The sequence below is a fragment of the Streptomyces sp. ATCC 21386 genome, from assembly GCF_018728545.1.
Taxonomy (GTDB): Bacteria; Actinomycetota; Actinomycetes; order Streptomycetales; family Streptomycetaceae; genus Streptomyces.
In genome coordinates this window covers 6,505,029-6,525,350 of record NZ_JAAVVL010000001.1, presented here as the reverse complement: position 1 = coordinate 6,525,350, position 20,322 = coordinate 6,505,029, and the positions used below count along the sequence as shown (strand labels likewise).

Here is a 20,322-nt window from a genome sequence, read left to right as displayed (position 1 = left end):
GCGGCATGAAGGTCGGCGCGGTGATCATCACCATGGGCAACCGCCCCGACGAACTCCGCGCCCTCCTCGACTCGGTCGCCAAGCAGGAGGGCGACCGGGTCGAGGCGGTCGTCGTCGGCAACGGCTCGCCCGTCCCGGACGTCCCCGAGGGCGTCCGGACGGTCGAGCTGCCCGAGAACCTCGGCATCCCCGGCGGCCGCAACATAGGCATAGAGGCGTTCGGGCCCAGCGGCCGGGACGTCGACGTGCTGCTCTTCCTCGACGACGACGGCCTGCTCGCGCACCACGACACCGCCGAACTCTGCCGCAAGGCCTTCGAGGCCGACCCGAAGCTCGGCATCGTCAGCTTCCGCATCGCCGACCCCGACACCGGCGAGACCCAGCGGCGCCATGTGCCCCGGCTGCGGGCCGCCGACCCGATGCGTTCCTCCCGGGTCACCACCTTCCTCGGCGGCGCCAACGCCGTACGCACCCAGGTCTTCGCCGAAGTCGGCGGCCTCCCGGACGAATTCTTCTACGCCCACGAGGAAACCGACCTGGCATGGCGGGCCCTCGACGCGGGCTGGATGATCGACTACCGGTCCGACATGGTGCTGTACCACCCCACGACCGCGCCCTCCCGGCACGCGGTCTACCACCGCATGGTCGCGCGCAACCGCGTCTGGCTCGCGCGCCGTAATCTCCCCGCGCCGCTCGTCCCGGTCTATCTGGGCGTCTGGCTGCTCCTGACCCTGCTCCGCAAGCCCTCCGGACCCGCCCTGAAGGCCTGGTTCGGCGGCTTCAAGGAGGGTTGGGCGAGCCCCTGTGGTCCCCGTCGTCCCATGAAGTGGCGTACGGTGTGGCGGCTGACCCGGCTGGGACGACCTCCCGTCATCTGACAAGCTCGAAATCTGAGAGCATGCGGCCGTACCCGGTCCAGGTTTCCGCCTCGGCCCGACCAGGCTGCGCACTTTGAGGACGAAAGTTTCCATTTGTGAGTGAGACAACGCATGACGGCAGGGTTGTGGTGAGCGACCGTCCGTCGCCCGACGACGGGCTCTCCGCGACGGAACTGGCCGCCAAGTACGGGCTCGCCGTGAGCGGCGCCCGGCCCGGACTCGTCGAGTACGTCCGCCAGATGTGGGGGCGGCGCCACTTCATCCTCGCCTTCTCCCAGGCGAAGCTCACCGCGCAGTACAGCCAGGCCAAGCTCGGCCAGCTGTGGCAGGTGGCCACCCCGCTGCTCAACGCGCTGGTGTACTTCCTGATCTTCGGCCTCATCCTGGGTGCCGACCGCGGCATGCCCCGCGAGGTGTACGTCCCGTTCCTGGTCACGGGTGTGTTCGTCTTCACCTTCACGCAGAGCTCGGTGATGGCGGGCGTCCGCGCGATCTCCGGGAACCTGGGCCTGGTGCGCGCCCTGCACTTCCCGCGCGCCTCGCTGCCCATCTCCTTCGCGCTCCAGCAGCTGCAGCAGCTGATGTTCTCGATGATCGTGCTGTTCTGCGTCGCGGTCGGCTTCGGCAGCTACCCGCGCCTGTCCTGGCTGCTGATCCTCCCCGTGCTGGTGCTGCAGTTCCTCTTCAACACCGGGCTCGCGCTGATCATGGCCCGGATGGGCGCCAAGACCCCGGACCTCGCGCAGCTGATGCCGTTCGTGATGCGGACCTGGATGTACGCCTCCGGCGTCATGTTCTCCATCCCGGTGATGCTGGAGGACCACCCCAAGTGGATCGCCGACGTCCTGCAGTGGAACCCGGCGGCGATCTACATGGACCTGATGCGCTTCGCGCTGATCGACGGCTACGGCTCCGAGAACCTGCCCCCGCACGTGTGGGCGGTCGCCGGCGGCTGGGCCGTACTGTTCGCGCTCGGCGGCTTCGTGTACTTCTGGAAGGCGGAGGAGAGGTACGGCCGTGGCTGAGTCACTCATCCCCACCGTCATCGCGGACGAGCTGCACATCGTCTACCGCGTCAACGGCGCCAAGACCGGCAAGGGCAGCGCCACCGCGGCCCTCAGCCGCATCCTCAAGCGTGGCGAGGAGCGCGGGGTGCGCAAGGTGCACGCCGTCAAGGGCGTCTCCTTCATCGCCTACCGGGGCGAGGCCATCGGCCTGATCGGCTCCAACGGCTCCGGCAAGTCCACCCTGCTGCGCGCGATCGCGGGTCTGCTGCCGGCGGAGAAGGGCAAGGTCTACACCGACGGCCAGCCCTCGCTGCTCGGCGTGAACGCCGCCCTGATGAACGACCTCACGGGCGAGCGCAACGTCATATTGGGCGGTCTCGCGATGGGCATGTCCCGAGACCAGATCAAGGAGCGCTACCAGGGGATCGTCGACTTCTCCGGCATCAACGAGAAGGGCGACTTCATCACCCTGCCGATGCGCACCTACTCGTCCGGTATGGCGGCCCGCCTGCGGTTCTCCATCGCGGCCGCGAAGGACCACGACGTGCTGATGATCGACGAGGCCCTCGCCACCGGTGACCGCGCCTTCCAGAAGCGGTCCGAGGCCCGCATCCGCGAGCTGCGCAAGGAGGCCGGCACGGTCTTCCTGGTCAGTCACAACAACAAGTCCATCCGTGACACCTGCGACCGCGTCCTGTGGCTGGAGCGCGGTGAACTCCGCATGGACGGCCCGACCGACGAGGTGCTCAAGGAGTACGAGAAGTTCACGGGCAAGTAGTCCCGCACGGCCCGGGCCCCGCCGGAACTGCTCCGGCGGGGCCCGGCGTCTGCAAGGGAGACCGGGGCGGGGCGCTCGTCCGGCAGACCGGGGACGGCATCCGCAAAGGAAACGCCAACTTCGGCAAGGAAGTGTCAACTCCGGCCGCCCATAGGAATCTTGGGGGCAATCGGTGCGTTCTTGTGATGTGCAGGACACCCCCACGGAGCATGGTGCGTTGTACAACGTAAGCTGTACCGGTGCCGAATCGCGGCAAGTGGGTCCATAATGCGCGACACCCGGCATCCGCCGCAGACGCCGCCCACTGGGCGGCGTGTCCGAAATAGTGCGTATTGGGTCGGCAGTGTAGAACGGGAGATGTGACGGCCATGGCTACGGAGACTCCCCAGCGCAACCACGCTTCTGCCGTTCCCGCGCCGGGTGACGAGCGGTGACCGAAACCGGGACGGCGCGCGCCGGGAACCCGGAGCGCGACACCCTCGACAAGGCCGGGGCCGAGAACTTTCCCGTCGCCCCGTTCTTCCTGCCCCGGGCCTGGCGCGCCGACCTCATGGCCGTCTACGGCTTCGCCCGCCTCGTCGACGACATCGGAGACGGCGACCTCGCCCCCGGCGGCGCCGACGCCCGCCTCCTCGGTCTCGCCCCGCAGGACGCCGACGACCGGCTGCTCCTCCTGGACGCCTTCGAGGCCGACCTCGGCAAGGTCTTCGACGGCACCCCGAACCACCCCCTGCTGCGCGGGCTGCGCCGCACCGTCCGCCGCCACCGCCTCACCCCCGAGCCGTTCCTCGCGCTGATCGCCGCCAACCGCCAGGACCAGCTGGTCCAGCGGTACGAGACCTACGACGACCTGCTCGCCTACTGCGCCCTGTCCGCCAACCCCGTCGGCCGTCTGGTTCTCGCCGTCACCGGCGCGACCACCCCCGAGCGGGTCCGGCACTCGGACGCGATCTGCACCGCGCTGCAGATCGTCGAACACCTCCAGGACGTCGCCGAGGACCTGGGCCGTGACCGGGTCTATCTGCCCGCCGCGGACATGAAGCGCTTCCACGTCCAGGAGAAGGACCTCGCCGCGCCCACCGCGGGCGCGTCGGTGCGCGCCCTGATCGCGTACGAGGCAGAACGCGCCCGCCTCCTCCTCGACGAGGGCGCCCCCCTCGTGGGCAGCGTCCACGGCAGGCTGAGGCTGCTCCTCGCGGGGTTCGTGGCGGGAGGAAGGGCGGCGGTCCACGCCATCGCCGCCGCCGAGTTCGACGTACTTCCCGGCCCGCCCAAGCCCGGCAAGCTCAGGCTGCTGCGCGAGGTGGGCGCGACCCTGCGAGGAGAGGGGTGATCAGGACCGTGGAGTCGGAACCACACGTGTCCGCGCCGGTACTCGCCGCCTACAGCTACTGCGAGGCCGTCACCGGACAGCAGGCCCGCAACTTCGCCTACGGCATCAGGCTGCTGCCCACGCCCAAGCGCCGCGCGATGTCCGCGCTGTACGCGTTCTCCCGGCGCGTCGACGACATCGGTGACGGCGCCCTCGCGATCGAGGTCAAGGCGGGCAGGCTGGAGGAGACCAAGGCGCTGCTGACCCGGGTCACGGGCGGCTCCGTCGACGAGGACGACACGGACCCCGTCGCGGTGGCCCTCGCCCACGCGGCGGCCGCCTTCCCGATCCCGCTCGACGCCCTCCACGAACTCATCGACGGCGTCCTCATGGACGTGCACGGGGAGCACTACGAGACCTGGGACGACCTGAAGGTCTACTGCCGCTGCGTCGCGGGTGCCATCGGCAGGCTCTCGCTCGGCGTCTTCGGCACGGAACCCGGGGCGCGCGGCGCCGAGCGCGCGCCGGAGTACGCCGACACCCTCGGTCTCGCCCTCCAACTGACCAACATCCTCAGGGACGTTCGTGAGGACGCGCAGGGCGGGCGAACCTATCTGCCCTCCGACGACCTCGCGAAGTTCGGCTGCTCGGCGGGGTTCGCCGGGCCGCTGCCACCCGCGGACTCCGACTTCGCGGGTCTGGTGCACTTCGAGGTGCGTCGGGCCCGCACCCTGTTCGCCGAGGGGTACCGGCTGCTGCCGATGCTCGACCGCCGCAGCGGCGCCTGTGTCGCCGCCATGGCCGGCATCTACCGCCGGCTGCTCGACCGCATCGAGCGCGAGCCGGAGGCCGTCCTGCGCGGGCGCGTCTCGCTGCCCGGCCGGGAGAAGGCGTACGTCGCCGTCCGCGGCCTCTCCGGTCTGGACGCCCGCCATGTGTCACGCCGTACCGTCAGGAGGCGCGTCTGATGGACAATCCGGTCCAAGGAGAACCCATCGGCGAAAAGTGGTACGCAACCCTCCGCGTCGGCGTGGCGTCCCAGACTGCGACGGTCCGCCGCGAACCGCTCCGGCACCCCGGCGGACCGGCAGGGGAGGGTGCACGATGACCGAGAGCACGCAGTCCCGGCAACCGAGGGGAACGGACCGCGAGGACCGGTCCCGGAGCACGGCCGTGGTGATCGGCGGAGGGCTCGCGGGCATCACCGCCGCGCTCTCGCTCGCCGACGCCGGTGTGCGGGTCACCCTTCTGGAAGGACGGCCCCGCCTCGGCGGACTCGCCTTCTCCTTCCGGCGCGGCGACCTGACCGTCGACAACGGACAGCACGTGTACCTGCGGTGCTGCACCGCCTACCGCTGGTTCCTCGACCGCGTCGACGCCGCCGCGCTCGCGCCCGTGCAGGATCGTCTCGACGTGCCCGTTCTCGACGCCGAGGGACGGCCGGGCAGGCGGCTCGGCAGACTGCGCCGCGACGCGCTGCCGGTACCGCTGCACCTGGGGCGCAGCCTCGCCACGTACACCCATCTCTCGCTCGCCGAGCGCGCCGGGGTGGGGCGGGCCGCGCTGGCGCTGAAGGCGCTCGACCCCGCCGACCCGGCCCTGGACGCACAGGACTTCGGGGGCTGGCTCGCCGCACACGGGCAGTCGGCGCGGGCCGTCGAGGCGCTGTGGGACCTCGTGGGGGTCGCCACCCTCAACGCGGTGGCCGGTGACGCCTCCCTCGCGCTCGCCGCGATGGTGTTCAAGACGGGCCTGCTGTCCGAGCCGGGCGCCGCCGACATCGGCTGGGCCCGGGTGCCGCTCGGCGAACTGCACGACCACAAGGCCCGGAAGGCGCTGGACTCGGCCGGCGTCCGCACCGTGCTGCGCGCCCGCGCCACCTCCGTCTCCCGTACGGAGAACGGGAACTGGCGGGTCGAGGTGCCCGGCGAGACCCTCGACGCGGACGCCGTCGTGCTCGCCGTGCCCCAGCACGAGACGTACGACCTGCTGCCCGAGGGAGCCCTCGACGAGCCCGGACGGCTGCTGGAGATCGGCACCGCCCCGATCCTCAACGTCCATGTGGTGTATGACCGGAAGGTGCTCAGTCGGCCGTTCTTCGCGGCGCTCGGCTCACCCGTCCAATGGGTCTTCGACCGGACCGAGGCCTCGGGTCTGCGCGACGGCCAGTACCTGGCGCTGTCGCAGTCGGCCGCGCAGAACGAGATCGATGCACCGGTCTCCGTCCTGCGCGAGCGGTATCTGCCCGAGCTGGAACGGCTGTTGCCCGGCACGCGCGGCGCCGCGGTGAAGGACTTCTTCGTGACCCGGGAGCGCACCGCGACCTTCGCTCCCACCCCCGGCGTCGGACGGCTCAGGCCCGGCGCCCGCACCAAGGCACCCGGCCTGTACCTGGCCGGAGCGTGGACCGCCACCGGGTGGCCCGCGACCATGGAGAGTGCGGTCCGCAGCGGCATCGCGGCGGCTCAGGCCGCCCTCGCCGCTCCGGGCCGGCCCCGGAACCGCCTCCTCGACCACGAGGAGGCGGCATGACGCTCGCAGCGCGCCGGACCGGTGACCGCACTCTCGGTACCGCGAACACATCGACCTCTGGAGAGACTGTGCCCACTGTGCCCCCGGCCGTGACGGCCGCCGCGAGGACCGCGGTGGACGTGACCGCGCTCCTGGAGCGCGGGCGGACCCTGGCCACCCCCGTGCTGCGGGCGGCCGTCGACCGGCTGGCGCCCCCCATGGACACCGTCGCCGCCTACCACTTCGGCTGGATCGACGCCCACGGCAACCCGGCGGACGGCGACGGCGGCAAGGCCGTGCGTCCCGCGCTCGCCGTCATGTCCGCCGAGGTCACCGGCGCCGCGCCCGAGGTCGGCATCCCCGGTGCGGTGGCCGTGGAGCTGGTGCACAACTTCTCGCTGCTGCACGACGACCTGATGGACGGCGACGAGCAGCGCCGCCACCGCGACACCGTGTGGAAGGTGCACGGCCCCGCACAGGCCATCCTCGTCGGGGACGCGCTGATGGTCCTGGCCAACGAGATCCTCCTCGAACTGGGCACCGCCGAGGCGGCCCGCGCCACCCGCCGCGTCACCACGGCGACCCGCGCGCTCATCGACGGACAGGCCCAGGACATCTCCTACGAGCACCGCGAGCGGGTCACCGTGGAGGAGTGCCTGGAGATGGAGGGCAACAAGACCGGCGCCCTGCTCGCCTGTGCCTGCTCCATCGGCGCGGTCCTCGGCGGCGCGGACGACCACACCGCCGACACGCTGGAGAAGTACGGCTACCACCTCGGCCTCGCCTTCCAGGCCGTGGACGATCTGCTGGGCATCTGGGGCGACCCGGTGTCCACGGGCAAGCAGACCTGGAGCGATCTGCGGCAGCGCAAGAAGTCCCTGCCCGTCGTGGCCGCGCTCGCGGCCGGCGGCCCGGCCTCCCAGCAACTGGGCGAACTTCTCGCAGCCGACGCCAAGGCGAGCGACTTCGAGAACTTCTCCGAGGAGGAGTTCGCCGCGCGCGCCGCCCTCATCGAGCAGGCGGGCGGCCGCGAGTGGGCCGTCGAGGAGGCACGGCGCCAGCACAGGATCGCCATCGAGGCGCTGGACTCGATCCGGATGCCCGAGCGGGTGCGGGAGGAGTTCGCGGCCCTCGCGGACTTCGTCGTCGTACGGAAGAGATGATCGCCATCCCCCAGGAGCCGACCGTCATCGGTCGCATAGCCCTCGCGTAGTCGCCGGCCGGTGCCCCGTCACCGGACACGCACCGGCCGACGGCTGACCCACCGCAGAGAGATCCGTCCACTGCACGAAGGGGAAGCCATGACAGCGACGACCGACGGAAGCACCGGGGCACTGCCGCCCCGAGCCCCCTCGGCCAGCGACACCGACCACGACACCACGCCGGCGGCAGGGGCCCGGGACGCCGCCGCGCGCGCCGTACGGCGCTCCACCGACTTCCTCCTCTCCCTGCAGGACGACCAGGGCTGGTGGAAGGGCGACCTGGAGACCAACGTCACCATGGACGCCGAGGACCTGCTGCTCCGTCAGTTCCTCGGCATCCGCGACGAGAAGACCACCCACGCGGCCGCCCTGTTCATCAGAGGCGAGCAGCGACCGGACGGAACCTGGGCCACCTTCTACGGTGGCCCGCCCGACCTCTCCGCCACCGTCGAGGCGTACGTCGCGCTGAGACTGGCCGGGGACGACCCCGGCGCGCCGCACATGGCGAGGGCCTCCGCGTGGATCCGCGAGCGGGGCGGGATCGCCGCCGCCCGGGTCTTCACCCGCATCTGGCTGGCACTGTTCGGCTGGTGGAAGTGGGACGACCTGCCGGAGATGCCGCCGGAGATCATCTGGTTCCCGAAGTGGATGCCGCTCAACATCTACGACTTCGGCTGCTGGGCGAGGCAGACGATCGTGCCGCTGACGGTGGTCTCGGCGAAGCGTCCGGTGCGGCCCGCGCCCTTCCCGCTGGACGAGCTGCACACCGACCCCGGGCGCCCCAACCCGCCCACGCCCCTTGATCCGATGGGCAGTTGGGAAGGAGCGTTCCAGCGGCTCGACAAGCTGCTGCACGGCTATCACAAGGTGGCGCTGAAGCGGCTGCGCAAGGCCGCGATGAACAGCGCGGCCCGCTGGATCGTCGAACGGCAGGAGAACGACGGCTGCTGGGGCGGCATCCAGCCGCCGGCCGTGTACTCGCTGATCGCGCTGCACCTGCTCGGCTACGACCTCCACCACCCCGTGATGCGTGCCGGGTTGGAGTCGCTCGACCGGTTCGCCGTGTGGCGTGAGGACGGGGCCCGGATGATCGAGGCCTGCCAGTCGCCGGTGTGGGACACCTGCCTCGCCACCATCGCGCTCGCCGACGCGGGCCTGCCCGCCGACCACCCCCAACTCGTCAGAGCCGCCGACTGGATGCTCGGGGAGGAGATCGTCCGCCCCGGCGACTGGGCGGTGAAGCGTCCCCAACTCCCGCCGGGCGGTTGGGCCTTCGAGTTCCACAACGACAACTACCCCGACATCGACGACACCGCCGAGGTCGTCCTCGCGCTGCGCCGGGTCGCCCACCCCGACCCGGAGCGCGTGGACAAGGCCGTCCGGCGGGGGGTGCGCTGGACCGTCGGCATGCAGTCGCGCAACGGGGCCTGGGGCGCTTTCGACGTCGACAACACCAGCCCGGTCCCCAACCGGCTGCCGTTCTGCGACTTCGGCGAGGTCATCGACCCGCCGTCCGCCGACGTCACGGCGCACGTGGTGGAGATGCTCGCGGTCGAGGGCCTGTCCCACGCCCCGGGCACCCGGCGCGCCATCGAGTGGCTGCTCGCCGAACAGGAGCCGAACGGCGCGTGGTTCGGGCGCTGGGGCGTCAACTACGTGTACGGCACCGGCTCGGTGGTCCCCGCGCTGGTGAGCGCCGGGCTGCCCGCCGCGCACCCCGCGATCCGCCGGGCCGTGGCCTGGCTGGAGACGGTGCAGAACGACGACGGCGGCTGGGGCGAGGACCTGCGCTCCTACCCCGACCCCGCCGAGTGGGGCGGCAAGGGCGCCTCCACCGCTTCCCAGACCGCGTGGGCGCTGCTCGCGCTGCTGGCGGCGGGGGAGCGGGACGCCAAGTCCACCGAACGCGGCGTCGAGTGGCTGGCCCGGACCCAGGGGGAGGACGGCTCCTGGGACGAGCCGTACTTCACCGGCACCGGCTTCCCCTGGGACTTCTCGATCAACTACCACCTCTACCGGCAGGTCTTCCCGCTCACCGCGCTCGGCCGGTACGTCCACGGCGAACCGGCGGTCCTCACAGCCCAGGGCCGCTGATGGACGCGCCCGCCGCCCCGGTCCCGCTGCTGATCGCCTGCGCGCTCGGCATCGAGCACCTCGCCCTGCGCAGCGGCGACCGGGGCGGCGCCGGGGGTCCGGTCACCGTCCTGCGCACCGGCATGGGGCCGAGGGCCGCCGAGCGGTCCGTCGCCCGGCTGCTCGCCGCCCCCGAGCTGCGCGACGCGGCGGTCCTGGCCACCGGGTTCTGCGCCGGGCTCGCCCCGGGCATGCACCCCGGCGATCTGGTCGTCGCCGAGGAGACCCGTGGCCCCGACGGCGCCGTCACCCCCTGTGTGGGCACCGAACTGCTGGTCGAGGAGCTGGCGAGGGCCGTGCCGGGGCGCACGATCCACACCGGCCCGCTCACCGGATCGGACCACGTCGTACGGGGGCAGGAGCGGTCGGACCTGTTCGCGACCGGCGCGATCGCGGTCGACATGGAATCCGCGGTCACGCTCCATCGCGCCCTGAGATCGGGCGCACGCCCGGTTGCGGCCGTCCGGGTGGTCGTGGACGCTCCAGAACATGAACTGGTCCGGATCGGCACGGTACGCGGTGGAATATCAGCTTTCCGCGTCCTTCGTGCCGTACTCCCCGCTTACTACGAATGGCACCGTTCCTTGCTGCTCCCCAGGAGGTGAGCCAGATGGCCATGCCGCTCCGCCAGTCCATCAAGGTGGCGACGTATCTCGCCGAACAGAAGCTCCGCAAGCGGGACAAGTTCCCGCTGATCGTCGAGCTGGAACCGCTCTACGCCTGCAATCTGAAGTGCGAGGGCTGCGGCAAGATCCAGCACCCGGCGGGTGTGCTGAAGCAGCGCATGCCGGTGGCGCAGGCCGTGGGCGCCGTTCTGGAGTCCGGTGCGCCGATGGTGTCGATCGCCGGTGGCGAGCCCCTGATGCACCCGAAGATCGATGAGATCGTGCGTCAGTTGGTGGCAAGGCGGAAGTACGTCTTCCTGTGCACCAACGCCCTGCTCATGCGCAAGAAGATGGACCAGTTCAAGCCCTCGCCGTACTTCGCGTTCGCGGTGCACATCGACGGGCTGCGGGAGCGGCACGACGAGTCCGTGGCGAAGGAGGGAGTGTTCGACGAGGCCGGGGCCGCCATCAAGGAGGCCAAGCGACGCGGCTTCCGGGTGACCACCAACTCCACGTTCTTCAACACCGACACCCCGCAGACCGTCATCGAGGTCCTGAACTTCCTCAACGACGACCTCAAGGTCGACGAGATGATGATCTCGCCCGCCTACGCCTACGAGAAGGCCCCCGACCAGGAGCACTTCCTCGGCGTCGAGCAGACCCGCGAACTGTTCAAGAAGGCCTTCTCCGGCGGCAACCGGCGGCGCTGGCGGCTCAACCACTCGCCCCTGTTCCTCGACTTCCTGGAGGGCAAGGTCGACTTCCCGTGCACGGCGTGGGCCATCCCCAACTACTCGCTCTTCGGCTGGCAGCGTCCCTGCTACCTGATGAGCGACGGGTACGTCACGACGTACCGGGAGCTGATCGAGGACACCGACTGGGACGCGTACGGCCGGGGCAAGGACCCGCGTTGCGCCAACTGCATGGCGCACTGCGGCTACGAACCGACCGCCGTCCTCGCCACCATGGGATCGCTGAAGGAATCCCTGCGCGCCCTGCGCGAGACCGTCTCCTCGAACCACGCGAACCAGGGGTGACGGGATGACCGCAGTGTCGCTGGGCATCCCTGAGTTGCCCGTCCGGCCGATCGCGGAACGCCGTCTCTCGCGGGGGATCCAGGTCGGCCCGGTGGCCGTCGGGGGCGGGGCACCGGTGTCGGTGCAGTCGATGACGACGACCCGTACCTCGGACGTCGGCGCCACCCTGCAGCAGATCGCGGAACTCACCGCGTCCGGCTGCCAGATCGTCCGGGTCGCCTGTCCCACACAGGACGACGCGGACGCCCTCGCCACCATCGCCCGCAAGTCGCAGATCCCCGTGATCGCGGACATCCACTTCCAGCCGAAGTACGTCTTCGCGGCGATCGAGGCCGGCTGCGCGGCGGTACGGGTGAACCCCGGCAACATCAAGCAGTTCGACGACAAGGTCAAGGAGATCGCGCGGGCGGCGAAGGACCACGACACCCCGATCCGGATCGGGGTCAACGCGGGCTCGCTCGACCGGAGGCTGCTCCAGAAGTACGGCAGGGCCACGCCCGAGGCGCTGGTGGAGTCCGCGCTGTGGGAGGCGTCGCTGTTCGAGGAGCACGACTTCCGGGACATCAAGATCTCGGTCAAGCACAACGACCCCGTCGTGATGATCGAGGCGTACCGCCAGCTGGCCGCCCGGTGCGACTATCCCCTGCACCTGGGCGTGACCGAGGCCGGTCCCGCCTTCCAGGGGACCGTCAAGTCCGCCGTCGCCTTCGGGGCGCTGCTCAGCGAGGGGATCGGCGACACCATCCGGGTCTCGCTGAGCGCCCCGCCGGTCGAGGAGATCAAGGTCGGCATCCAGATCCTGGAGTCGCTGAACCTGCGGCAACGACGGCTGGAGATCGTCTCGTGCCCCTCGTGCGGGCGGGCACAGGTCGATGTGTACCGGCTGGCGGACGAGGTCACCGCAGGTCTGGAAGGTATGGAGGTCCCGTTGCGGGTCGCGGTCATGGGCTGCGTCGTCAACGGACCCGGGGAGGCGCGGGAGGCGGACCTGGGGGTCGCCTCCGGCAACGGCAAGGGGCAGATCTTCGTCAAGGGCGAGGTCATCAAGACCGTGCCCGAGTCGAAGATCGTGGAGACCCTCATCGACGAGGCGATGAAGATCGCCGAGCAGATGGAGAAGGACGGCGTCGCGTCGGGGGAACCGGCGGTCACCGTGAGTTGACGACACGGGCTGAAGAGCACGGACCGAGAGGGGGCCCGACGTGACGATTCTGGAGAGCATCCGGCAACCGCGCGACCTGAAGGCGCTGACCGAGGCGGAACTCGGGGAACTGGCCGACGAGATCAGGGAGTTCCTGGTGCACGCGGTCGCCAGGACCGGGGGTCACCTGGGGCCCAACCTGGGGGTGGTGGAACTGTCCGTCGCCCTTCACCGGGTCTTCGACTCGCCCGTGGACCGCATCGTCTGGGACACCGGCCACCAGAGCTATGTGCACAAGCTACTGACGGGCCGTCAGGACTTTTCCAAGCTGCGCGGCAAGGGGGGCCTGTCCGGATACCCCTCGCGCGAGGAGTCCGAGCACGACATCGTCGAGAACAGCCACGCCTCCACCGCCCTCGGGTGGGCGGACGGCCTCGCCAAGGCCCGCCAGGTGCGGGGGGAGGAGGGGCATGTCGTCGCGGTCATCGGCGACGGCGCCCTGACCGGCGGTATGGCCTGGGAGGCACTCAACAACATCGCCGCCGCCAAGGACCGGCCGCTCATCATCGTCGTCAACGACAACGAACGCTCCTACTCACCCACCATCGGCGGCCTCGCCAACCACCTCGCGACCCTGCGCACCACCGACGGCTACGAGCAGTTCCTCGCCTGGGGCAAGGACGTCCTGCTGCGCACCCCCCTCGTCGGCAGGGAGGTCTACGAGGCGCTGCACGGGGCGAAGAAGGGCTTCAAGGACGCGTTCGCGCCGCAGGGCATGTTCGAGGACCTGGGCCTCAAGTACGTCGGACCGATCGACGGACACGACATCAGGGCGGTCGAGTCCGCGCTGCGCCGCGCCAAACGCTTCCACGGGCCCGTCCTGGTGCACTGCCTGACGCAGAAGGGCCGCGGCTACGAGCCCGCCCTCGCGAACGAGGAGGACCACTTCCACACCGTCGGCGTGATGGACCCGCTGACCTGCGAACCGCTGACCCCCGCCGGGGGGCCGTCCTGGACGTCGGTCTTCGGCGACGAGATCGTGCGGATCGGGGACGAGCGCGAGGATGTCGTGGCGATCACGGCCGCCATGCTGCACCCGGTGGGCCTCGGCAGGTTCGCGGAGAAGTTCCCCGACCGGGTGTGGGACGTCGGCATCGCCGAGCAGCACGCCGCCGTCTCGGCCGCCGGACTGGCGACGGGCGGGCTGCACCCGGTGGTGGCCGTCTACGCGACCTTCCTCAACCGGGCCTTCGACCAACTGCTGATGGACGTGGCCCTGCACCGGTGCGGGGTCACCTTCGTCCTGGACCGGGCCGGGGTGACCGGCGTGGACGGCGCGTCGCACAACGGCATGTGGGACATGTCCGTCCTCCAGGTCGTACCCGGGCTGCGGATCGCCGCGCCCCGCGACGCCGGGCAACTGCGCGCACAGCTGCGGGAAGCGGTGGCCGTGGACGACGCCCCCACCCTGATCCGGTTCCCGAAGGAGTCGGTGGGGCCCGAGATCCCGTCCCTGGAACGGGTGGGCGGCATGGACGTGCTGTACCGCTCCCCGTCCGGGGAGAGCCGCTCCCCGTCCGAGGGGGCCGCCGAGTCCTCGGCGCGCCCGCAGGTGCTGCTCGTCGCCGTCGGTGTGATGGCGTCGGTGTGTCTCCAGGCCGCCGAACTGCTCCGGACACGGGGCATCGGCTGCACCGTCGTCGACCCGCGCTGGGTCAAGCCCGTCGATCCCGCGCTGCCGTGGCTCGCCGACGAGCACCGCCTGGTGGCGGTGGTGGAGGACAACAGCCGGGCCGCCGGCGTCGGTTCGGCGGTCGCCCTCGCCCTGGGGGACGCCGAGGTCGACGTACCCGTACGGCGGTTCGGCATCCCGGAGCAGTTCCTCCCGCACGCCAAACGCGCGGAGGTACTGGCGGACATAGGGCTGACGCCGGTCGAGATCGCCGGCCGGATCAGCGCGTCGCTGGCCGCCCGGGACGACTTCGCCGAGCACGCCCCGCCGAAGGCCGAACCCGCCGAGGAGAAACCGGAATGACCACCCTCGAACCAGTGCCGGGCACCGAGGAGTTCGACCTCGGCGCACTCCTCGCCGAGCGCGGCGCCGAGCGCTACGAACTCCACGCCCGGTACCTCAACCACCAACTCCCGCGCATGCTGCACACCATCGGCTTCGACAAGGTCTACGAGCGGGCCGAGGGCGCGTACTTCTGGGACGCGGACGGGGCCGACCACCTCGACATGCTCGCCGGGTTCGGGGTGATGGGGCTCGGCCGTCACCACCCCGTGGTCCGCAAGGCCCTGCACGACGTGCTCGATGCGGGGCTCGCCGACCTGACCCGCTTCGACTGCCAGCCGCTGCCCGGCCTGCTCGCCGAGAGACTGCTCACCCACAGCCCGCACCTGGACCGGGTGTTCTTCGGCAACAGCGGCACGGAGGCCGTCGAGACCGCGCTGAAGTTCGCCCGGTACGCCACCGGCAGACCCCGTGTCCTCTACTGCGAGCACGCCTTCCACGGACTCACCACCGGCTCGCTCTCCGTCAACGGCGAGGACGGCTTCCGGGACGGCTTCGCACCGCTGCTCCCCGACACGGCCGTACCGCTCGGTGATCTCGACGCGCTGGAGAGGGAGGTGCGCAAGGGCGATGTCGCCGCCCTCGTCGTCGAGCCCATCCAGGGCAAAGGTGTCTACGAGGCGCCGCCCGGCTATCTGCGCGCCGCCCAGGAACTGCTGCACCGGCACAAGGCGCTGCTGATCGTCGACGAGGTGCAGACCGGGCTCGGCCGCACCGGGGACTTCTACGCCTACCAGCACGAGGACGGCGTCGAACCCGACCTGGTCTGTGTGGCCAAGGCGCTCTCCGGCGGCTATGTCCCCGTCGGCGCGACCCTCGCCAAGGACTGGATCTTCAAGAAGGTCTACTCGTCGATGGACCGGGTCCTCGTCCACTCCGCGAGCTTCGGCTCCAACGCCCAGGCCATGGCCGCCGGGCTCGCCGTCCTCTCGGTCATGGAGAACGAGCGGATCGTGGCCAACGCCCGGGCCACGGGGGAACGGCTGAAGAACAGGCTCACGGCCCTGGTCGACAAGTACGAGTTGCTCAGCGACGTACGCGGTCGCGGTCTGATGATCGGCATCGAGTTCGGCAGGCCCAGCTCGCTCAAGCTGCGCGGCCGCTGGACCATGCTCCAGGCGGCCCGCAAGGGCCTCTTCGCCCAGATGGTCGTCGTACCGCTGCTGCGACGGCACCGCATCCTCACCCAGGTCTCGGGCGATCACCTGGAGGTGATCAAGCTGATCCCGCCGCTGATCATCGGGGAACGGGAGGTGGACCGGTTCGTCGCCGCCTTCACGGAGGTGATGGACGACGCGCACAACGGGGGCGGCCTGATGTGGGACTTCGGCAGGACACTGGTGAAGCAGGCGGTCGCCAACCGCTGAACCGCTGGGAACTGGGGCGCTGGGGGACTGGGGCGGCGGGTGTGCGGTCCTCCCGGGGTTTGCCTCTGAGGCAAGAAATTTGCCGCAGAGGCAAAGCTGCGGCTGAATGGAGGGCATGAGCCCCTCCGAGGGTACGCACCCTACCGAGCCCCCGGTCGACACGGAACTGCCCGCCGTCGCCCCGCAGCTGCGGGGCCTGCGCCGCCGGGCCGCCCTCACCCTGGAGGCCGCCGCCCGCGCCGCCGGGCTGTCACCCGCTCACCTCTCCCGGCTGGAGACCGGACAGCGCCAGCCCTCACTGCCGATGCTGCTCGCGCTGGCCCGCGTCTACGGTACGACCGTCTCCGAACTGCTCGGCGAGACCGTCGCCGAAAGGGACGCCGTGGTGCGGGCGTCCGGCATGGAGCCCACCCGGGCCGGTGGCTGGACGTACTGGCAGGCGGGCGCGTCCGGGCGGGGGATGCAGGCGTTGCGTGTCCATGTGCCGCACGGCTCGCAGGGCGACATCGTGCGGGTGCATCCCGGCGAGGAGTGGCTGTACGTCCTCAAGGGGCGGCTGCGGCTGCGCCTCGGGGACACCGCGCATCTGCTGGAGCCGGGGGACAGCGCGCACTTCGACTCGCTGACCCCGCACCGCATCGCCGCCGCCGACCACGACGGCGCCGACCTCCTGTTCGTCCACACCCTTCTGCAGAGCCCGACCGCCGCGCTGTGCCTCGGGCCGACCATCTCCGGAGAGACGCCATGAGCGACCTGGAAGAGAAGTTCCCCCGCGCCCTGTGGGTGCGGCTCATCATCTACATCGCGGTCGGCCATGTCTTCGCGGCCTTCATCTATCTGCTGTTCGAGGTGGGCGCCAACCAGTAGCTAGTCACCGGCCGCGGGCCAAGGCCCTAGTCGAGCAGGCGCTCGCGCAGTCGCTCCCGGATCTCCGGGGTGACCTCAAGGCCCTGCTCCAGATACGTGTCCACGTCCCCCCAGGTCTCCTCGACGGTGTCGAGGGCCGCCTGGAGGTACTCGGCGCGGGCGTCGAAGAGCGGGCTCAGCAGCTGCATGACCTCGGGGGAGTAGGCGCTCGCGGCGCTGCTGCTGCGGTGCACCTTGTAGCGGCGGTGCTTGGCGTTCGACTCCAGGTAGTCGGCGACGATGGCCTCGCGTTCCACACCGAGCGCGAGCAGTGTGATGGCGACGGAGAGGCCCGCGCGGTCCTTGCCCGCCGCGCAGTGCATCAGCGCGGGCACGCTGTCCTCGGCCAGCGCGTGCAGCACCCGGGAGTGCTCGGCCGTGCGGTCCTTGATGATCCGCCGGTAGGAGGCGATCATCCGGCCGGCCGCCTTGCCGTCGTCCAGCAGCTCCCGCAGCTGGTCCAGGTCACCGTCGCGGACCATCTTCCAGAACTCGGCACCGTCCGCCGGGTCGCTCAGCGGCAGGTTCACATTGAGGACGCCGGGCAGCTCGACGTCCGGGCCCTCCAGCTTCTGATCGGCCGCGTTACGGAAGTCGAAGACCGTGTGCAGGCCCAGGGAGGCCAGGAACGCGGCGTCCTCGTCGGTCGCGTGCGCCAGGTGGCCGCTACGGAACAGCACCCCGTGACGCACCCGACGGCCGTCCACGGTCGGCAGACCGCCCACATCGCGGAAATTGCGCACTCCGGTCAGTTCGGGCTCGGTCGACGGGATCTGCTGCGTCACTGGGGCTCCCTCCCATCCGGCCGTCCGCGCGGGCCGCCGACGGCCGCGCACTCGGCATCGAGGCGCGCACTCGACGATACGACATGGGTGCGTACAGCAATGAGTTGTCCACAGCCGCGCGCGGGAGCCCCGAGGGGTTGTCCACAGGCCGCTGCGCCGACGTCTCGGCGTTTGTCCACAGGCGCCGTCGAGCGCCCGCGGCGACCTGCGATGATGTCGGAACCCGATCGCACCTGTTCGAATCTGTGAGGGCTTGATGTTGGACATCGGAACTGACGGCCGGACCTGGCTTCTCAGCGGACCAGGGAGCAGCTATGCCCTGCGGCTCACCGAGAACGACGAGTTGCTGCACCTGCACTGGGGTCCCCCGATCACCCTCGCGGACGCCGAGGAGCTGGCCGCGCGGCAGCGGCTGCCGTACCGGCCCTTCGAGGCCCCGGTCGACGGACACGAGGAGTACCCCGTCGAGGGCGGACCTCGCTTCACCCGCCCCGCGCTCTCCGTGCGCACGGACAAGCGGCGCGGCACCGAGTGGACCTTCCAGGAGTACGAGGCCGACGGCGACGAGCTGCGGCTGCGCTTCACCGACGACGGACTCCGGATCACCCTGCACTACCGGATGCGCGACGACGTGGTCGAGCGCTGGGTGACCCTCGTCAACGAGGGCCCGGCGGCGGAGCTGCTGCGGGCCGACTCGGCGACCTGGACGCTGCCCCGGCGTGAGGAGGACACCTGGCGTCTCTCCCAGCTGCACGGGCGGTGGGCGGCCGAGTCCCGGCTCGTGCGCGCCGACCTCACCTACGGCGAGAAGGTCCTCGGCAGCCGGCGCGGACACACCGGGCACCAGCACCTGCCCTGGGTCGCCCTCGACACCGACGCCACCGAGGAGCGCGGCGAGGTCTACGGCTGTGCCCTCGGCTGGTCGGGTTCCTGGCGGATCGCTGTGGCCCAACTTCCGGACGCCCGCGTGCAGATCACCGGCGGCGCCGGCTACGACGAGTCCGGACTGCTGCTGTTGGAGACGGGCGGTACGTTCACCACGCCCGTCTTCGCCGGCCTGTGGAGCGACTCCGGCTTCGGCGGGGCGAGCCGCGCCTGGCACGCGTACCAGCGGGCGTATGTCATCCCGGACGCGGACCGGGACCGGCCGGTGCTCTTCAATTCCTGGGAGGCCACGGAGTTCGACATCTCCGAGGAGCAGCAGGGGGCGCTCGCACGGCGGGCCGCGGCGATCGGGGTCGAGCTGTTCGTCGTGGACGACGGCTGGTTCGGGGCGCGGACCAGCGACCGGGCCGGCCTCGGCGACTGGACCCCCAATCCGGACCGTTTCCCGAAGGGGCTGGGGCCGCTCGCCGAGCAGGTGCACGCCCTCGGGATGCAGTTCGGCATCTGGGTCGAGCCGGAAATGGTCAACCCGGACAGTGAGCTGTACCGGGCGCACCCCGAGTGGGCACAGTTCCAACCGGGGCGAAAGCGGACGGAACTGCGTAATCAACTCGTACTCAATCTCGCGCGCGAGGACGTCCAGGAATACCTCTGGGAGCGGCTCGACACCCTCCTGTCCAGCGCCCCGATCGACTATGTGAAGTGGGACTTCAACCGCTGCTTCACCGACGCCGGCTGGCCCGGCGAGCCCTATCCGCAGAAGCTGTGGGTGGAGCACGTGCACGCCTTCTACGCCCTGCTGGACCGGCTGCGGGCCGCGCACCCGGGGGTCGCGTTCGAGTCGTGCTCGGGTGGCGGCGGCCGGATCGACCTCGGGGTCCTGGCGCGGACGGACCAGGTGTGGACCTCCGACAACACCGACCCGCTCGACCGGCTCGCCATCCAGCACGGCTTCAGCCAGATCCATCCCGCCCGGAGCATGGCCGCGTGGGTCACCGACAGCCCGAACAACCAGCTCAACGGGCGGGTCAGCTCGCTGCGGTTCCGGTTCGTCAGCGCGATGGCGGGTGTGCTCGGCGTGGGCGGCGACCTCACGGAGTGGAGCGAGGCGGAGCTCGCCGAGGCCCGGGAGTGGGTGGAGCTGTACAAGGAGATCCGGCCGGTCGTGCAGCGGGGCGACCTGTACCGACTGCGGCCGCCGACGGGAGGGCTGAGCGCCGTGGAGTACGTCCAGGATGACGAGGTGGTCGTCCTCGCGCTGCTCCAGGCCCAGCACTACGGAGAGCCGCTCGCCCCGCTCCGGCTGCGCGGGCTGGACCCGGCGGCGACGTACGAGTGCCGCGAAACGGGCGAAACGTACCGAGGTGCCGTGCTGACGCACCATGGATTGCCGACGGGGCTGCGTGGCGACTTCGATGCGAAGGTTATCCGCCTGCGTCGCACTTGAGCGATCTGTCCGAAATGGAGCTGTAATTCCAACAAGCCCCGGAATAAAGCCTACTGGGCCGTAAGCGCGTGAGCAGCGTCATATTCGTGACGTTCCGTTGCCGTCATGTCCACGTAATTCGCGCTGATTTCCAGGGAGGTTGGAATACGCGCTAGACCGTTCATTGACGGAGCGTGATGGCGGATTGAAGTAAGGATCAGGGAGGAAGACGCACAGAAAGTCCCCATGGTTGTTTCTGTGGGCACAAGTCGCTT

At 70.6% G+C, this 20,322-nt stretch carries 18 protein-coding genes; 17 read left to right on the top strand and 1 reads right to left on the bottom strand.

The genetic code is table 11. The annotated features are described in order from the left end of the window. The first annotated feature begins 5 nt into the window (after positions 1-5). The 16 genes from GWK25_RS28010 (at position 6) to GWK25_RS27940 (ending at position 16,912) form a co-directional block, all read left to right on the top strand. Positions 6-878, top strand: coding sequence for a glycosyltransferase (locus tag GWK25_RS28010; RefSeq protein ID WP_251830270.1), 873 nt, complete (start codon positions 6-8; stop codon positions 876-878). Between the two features lie 95 nt (positions 879-973). Beyond that, positions 974-1,903, top strand: a complete 930-nt coding sequence (locus GWK25_RS28005; protein WP_215454103.1) for an ABC transporter permease — start codon at positions 974-976, stop codon at positions 1,901-1,903. Next, the gene (locus tag GWK25_RS28000) at positions 1,896-2,663 is read left to right on the top strand and encodes an ABC transporter ATP-binding protein (RefSeq protein ID WP_033529580.1); all 768 of its coding nucleotides are present in this window, start codon (positions 1,896-1,898) and stop codon (positions 2,661-2,663) included. The genes GWK25_RS28005 and GWK25_RS28000 overlap by 8 nt, the downstream gene beginning before the upstream one ends. 430 nt (positions 2,664-3,093) lie before the next feature. Beyond that, the gene (hpnC, locus tag GWK25_RS27995; RefSeq protein ID WP_215454100.1) at positions 3,094-3,996 is read left to right on the top strand and encodes a squalene synthase HpnC; all 903 of its coding nucleotides are present in this window, start codon (positions 3,094-3,096) and stop codon (positions 3,994-3,996) included. Further along, positions 3,993-4,943, top strand: coding sequence for a presqualene diphosphate synthase HpnD (gene hpnD / locus GWK25_RS27990; RefSeq protein WP_215454099.1), 951 nt, complete (start codon positions 3,993-3,995; stop codon positions 4,941-4,943). Before hpnC ends, hpnD begins: the two co-directional genes overlap by 4 nt. After that, positions 4,943-5,083: a DUF6380 family protein gene (locus GWK25_RS44850; RefSeq protein ID WP_374200643.1), complete on the top strand. Its 141-nt coding sequence runs from the start codon at positions 4,943-4,945 to the stop codon at positions 5,081-5,083. The genes hpnD and GWK25_RS44850 overlap by 1 nt, the downstream gene beginning before the upstream one ends. Then, entirely contained in the window at positions 5,080-6,507 is a 1,428-nt protein-coding gene (gene hpnE / locus GWK25_RS27985; RefSeq protein ID WP_215454098.1) for a hydroxysqualene dehydroxylase HpnE, read from the top strand. The genes GWK25_RS44850 and hpnE overlap by 4 nt, the downstream gene beginning before the upstream one ends. Further along, a complete protein-coding gene (locus tag GWK25_RS27980; protein WP_215454097.1) occupies positions 6,504-7,649 on the top strand; it encodes a polyprenyl synthetase family protein in 1,146 nt (381 codons plus the stop codon). Before hpnE ends, GWK25_RS27980 begins: the two co-directional genes overlap by 4 nt. 138 nt (positions 7,650-7,787) lie before the next feature. Then, complete coding sequence (gene shc, locus GWK25_RS27975) at positions 7,788-9,782, top strand: squalene--hopene cyclase (RefSeq protein WP_215454096.1); 1,995 nt, start codon at positions 7,788-7,790, stop codon at positions 9,780-9,782. After that, positions 9,782-10,426, top strand: coding sequence for a 1-hydroxy-2-methyl-2-butenyl 4-diphosphate reductase (locus tag GWK25_RS27970; RefSeq protein ID WP_215454095.1), 645 nt, complete (start codon positions 9,782-9,784; stop codon positions 10,424-10,426). The genes shc and GWK25_RS27970 overlap by 1 nt, the downstream gene beginning before the upstream one ends. A gap of 5 nt (positions 10,427-10,431) precedes the next feature. Continuing rightward, positions 10,432-11,463: an adenosyl-hopene transferase HpnH gene (gene hpnH, locus GWK25_RS27965; RefSeq protein WP_215454094.1), complete on the top strand. Its 1,032-nt coding sequence runs from the start codon at positions 10,432-10,434 to the stop codon at positions 11,461-11,463. A 4-nt stretch (positions 11,464-11,467) separates the two neighbouring features. After that, complete coding sequence (gene ispG, locus GWK25_RS27960) at positions 11,468-12,625, top strand: flavodoxin-dependent (E)-4-hydroxy-3-methylbut-2-enyl-diphosphate synthase (RefSeq protein ID WP_215454092.1); 1,158 nt, start codon at positions 11,468-11,470, stop codon at positions 12,623-12,625. Between the two features lie 40 nt (positions 12,626-12,665). Beyond that, positions 12,666-14,639, top strand: a complete 1,974-nt coding sequence (gene dxs, locus GWK25_RS27955; protein WP_215454091.1) for a 1-deoxy-D-xylulose-5-phosphate synthase — start codon at positions 12,666-12,668, stop codon at positions 14,637-14,639. After that, complete coding sequence (locus GWK25_RS27950) at positions 14,636-16,045, top strand: aspartate aminotransferase family protein (RefSeq protein WP_215454090.1); 1,410 nt, start codon at positions 14,636-14,638, stop codon at positions 16,043-16,045. The genes dxs and GWK25_RS27950 overlap by 4 nt, the downstream gene beginning before the upstream one ends. 115 nt (positions 16,046-16,160) lie before the next feature. Further along, positions 16,161-16,793: a helix-turn-helix domain-containing protein gene (locus GWK25_RS27945; protein ID WP_215454089.1), complete on the top strand. Its 633-nt coding sequence runs from the start codon at positions 16,161-16,163 to the stop codon at positions 16,791-16,793. Then, positions 16,790-16,912 carry a DUF6126 family protein gene (locus GWK25_RS27940; RefSeq protein ID WP_184902031.1) on the top strand — a complete coding sequence of 41 codons (123 nt, stop codon included), beginning with the start codon at positions 16,790-16,792 and terminating at the stop codon, positions 16,910-16,912. Before GWK25_RS27945 ends, GWK25_RS27940 begins: the two co-directional genes overlap by 4 nt. A gap of 26 nt (positions 16,913-16,938) precedes the next feature. Here the strand turns inward: GWK25_RS27940 and GWK25_RS27935 are convergent, their stop codons facing one another. Next, positions 16,939-17,736 (bottom strand): tyrosine-protein phosphatase, encoded by a 798-nt coding sequence (locus GWK25_RS27935; RefSeq protein ID WP_215454088.1) that lies wholly within the window; start codon positions 17,734-17,736, stop codon positions 16,939-16,941. Positions 17,737-17,992: 256 nt separating this feature from the next. Here GWK25_RS27935 and GWK25_RS27930 point away from each other — a divergent pair, with 256 nt between their 5' ends. Then, complete coding sequence (locus GWK25_RS27930; protein WP_215454087.1) at positions 17,993-20,068, top strand: alpha-galactosidase; 2,076 nt, start codon at positions 17,993-17,995, stop codon at positions 20,066-20,068. Positions 20,069-20,322 lie beyond the last annotated feature (254 nt).

Coding starts and splice junctions, on each gene's coding strand:
- GWK25_RS44850 (WP_374200643.1), top strand. CDS start 4,943: ATGGACAATCCGGTCCAAGGAGAACCCATCGGCGAAAAGTGGTACGCA.
- GWK25_RS27945 (WP_215454089.1), top strand. CDS start 16,161: ATGAGCCCCTCCGAGGGTACGCACCCTACCGAGCCCCCGGTCGACACG.
- hpnH (WP_215454094.1), top strand. CDS start 10,432: ATGGCCATGCCGCTCCGCCAGTCCATCAAGGTGGCGACGTATCTCGCC.
- shc (WP_215454096.1), top strand. CDS start 7,788: ATGACAGCGACGACCGACGGAAGCACCGGGGCACTGCCGCCCCGAGCC.
- GWK25_RS27950 (WP_215454090.1), top strand. CDS start 14,636: ATGACCACCCTCGAACCAGTGCCGGGCACCGAGGAGTTCGACCTCGGC.
- GWK25_RS28010 (WP_251830270.1), top strand. CDS start 6: ATGAAGGTCGGCGCGGTGATCATCACCATGGGCAACCGCCCCGACGAA.
- GWK25_RS27980 (WP_215454097.1), top strand. CDS start 6,504: ATGACGCTCGCAGCGCGCCGGACCGGTGACCGCACTCTCGGTACCGCG.
- GWK25_RS27940 (WP_184902031.1), top strand. CDS start 16,790: ATGAGCGACCTGGAAGAGAAGTTCCCCCGCGCCCTGTGGGTGCGGCTC.
- ispG (WP_215454092.1), top strand. CDS start 11,468: ATGACCGCAGTGTCGCTGGGCATCCCTGAGTTGCCCGTCCGGCCGATC.
- hpnE (WP_215454098.1), top strand. CDS start 5,080: ATGACCGAGAGCACGCAGTCCCGGCAACCGAGGGGAACGGACCGCGAG.
- GWK25_RS27930 (WP_215454087.1), top strand. CDS start 17,993: ATGTTGGACATCGGAACTGACGGCCGGACCTGGCTTCTCAGCGGACCA.
- GWK25_RS27970 (WP_215454095.1), top strand. CDS start 9,782: ATGGACGCGCCCGCCGCCCCGGTCCCGCTGCTGATCGCCTGCGCGCTC.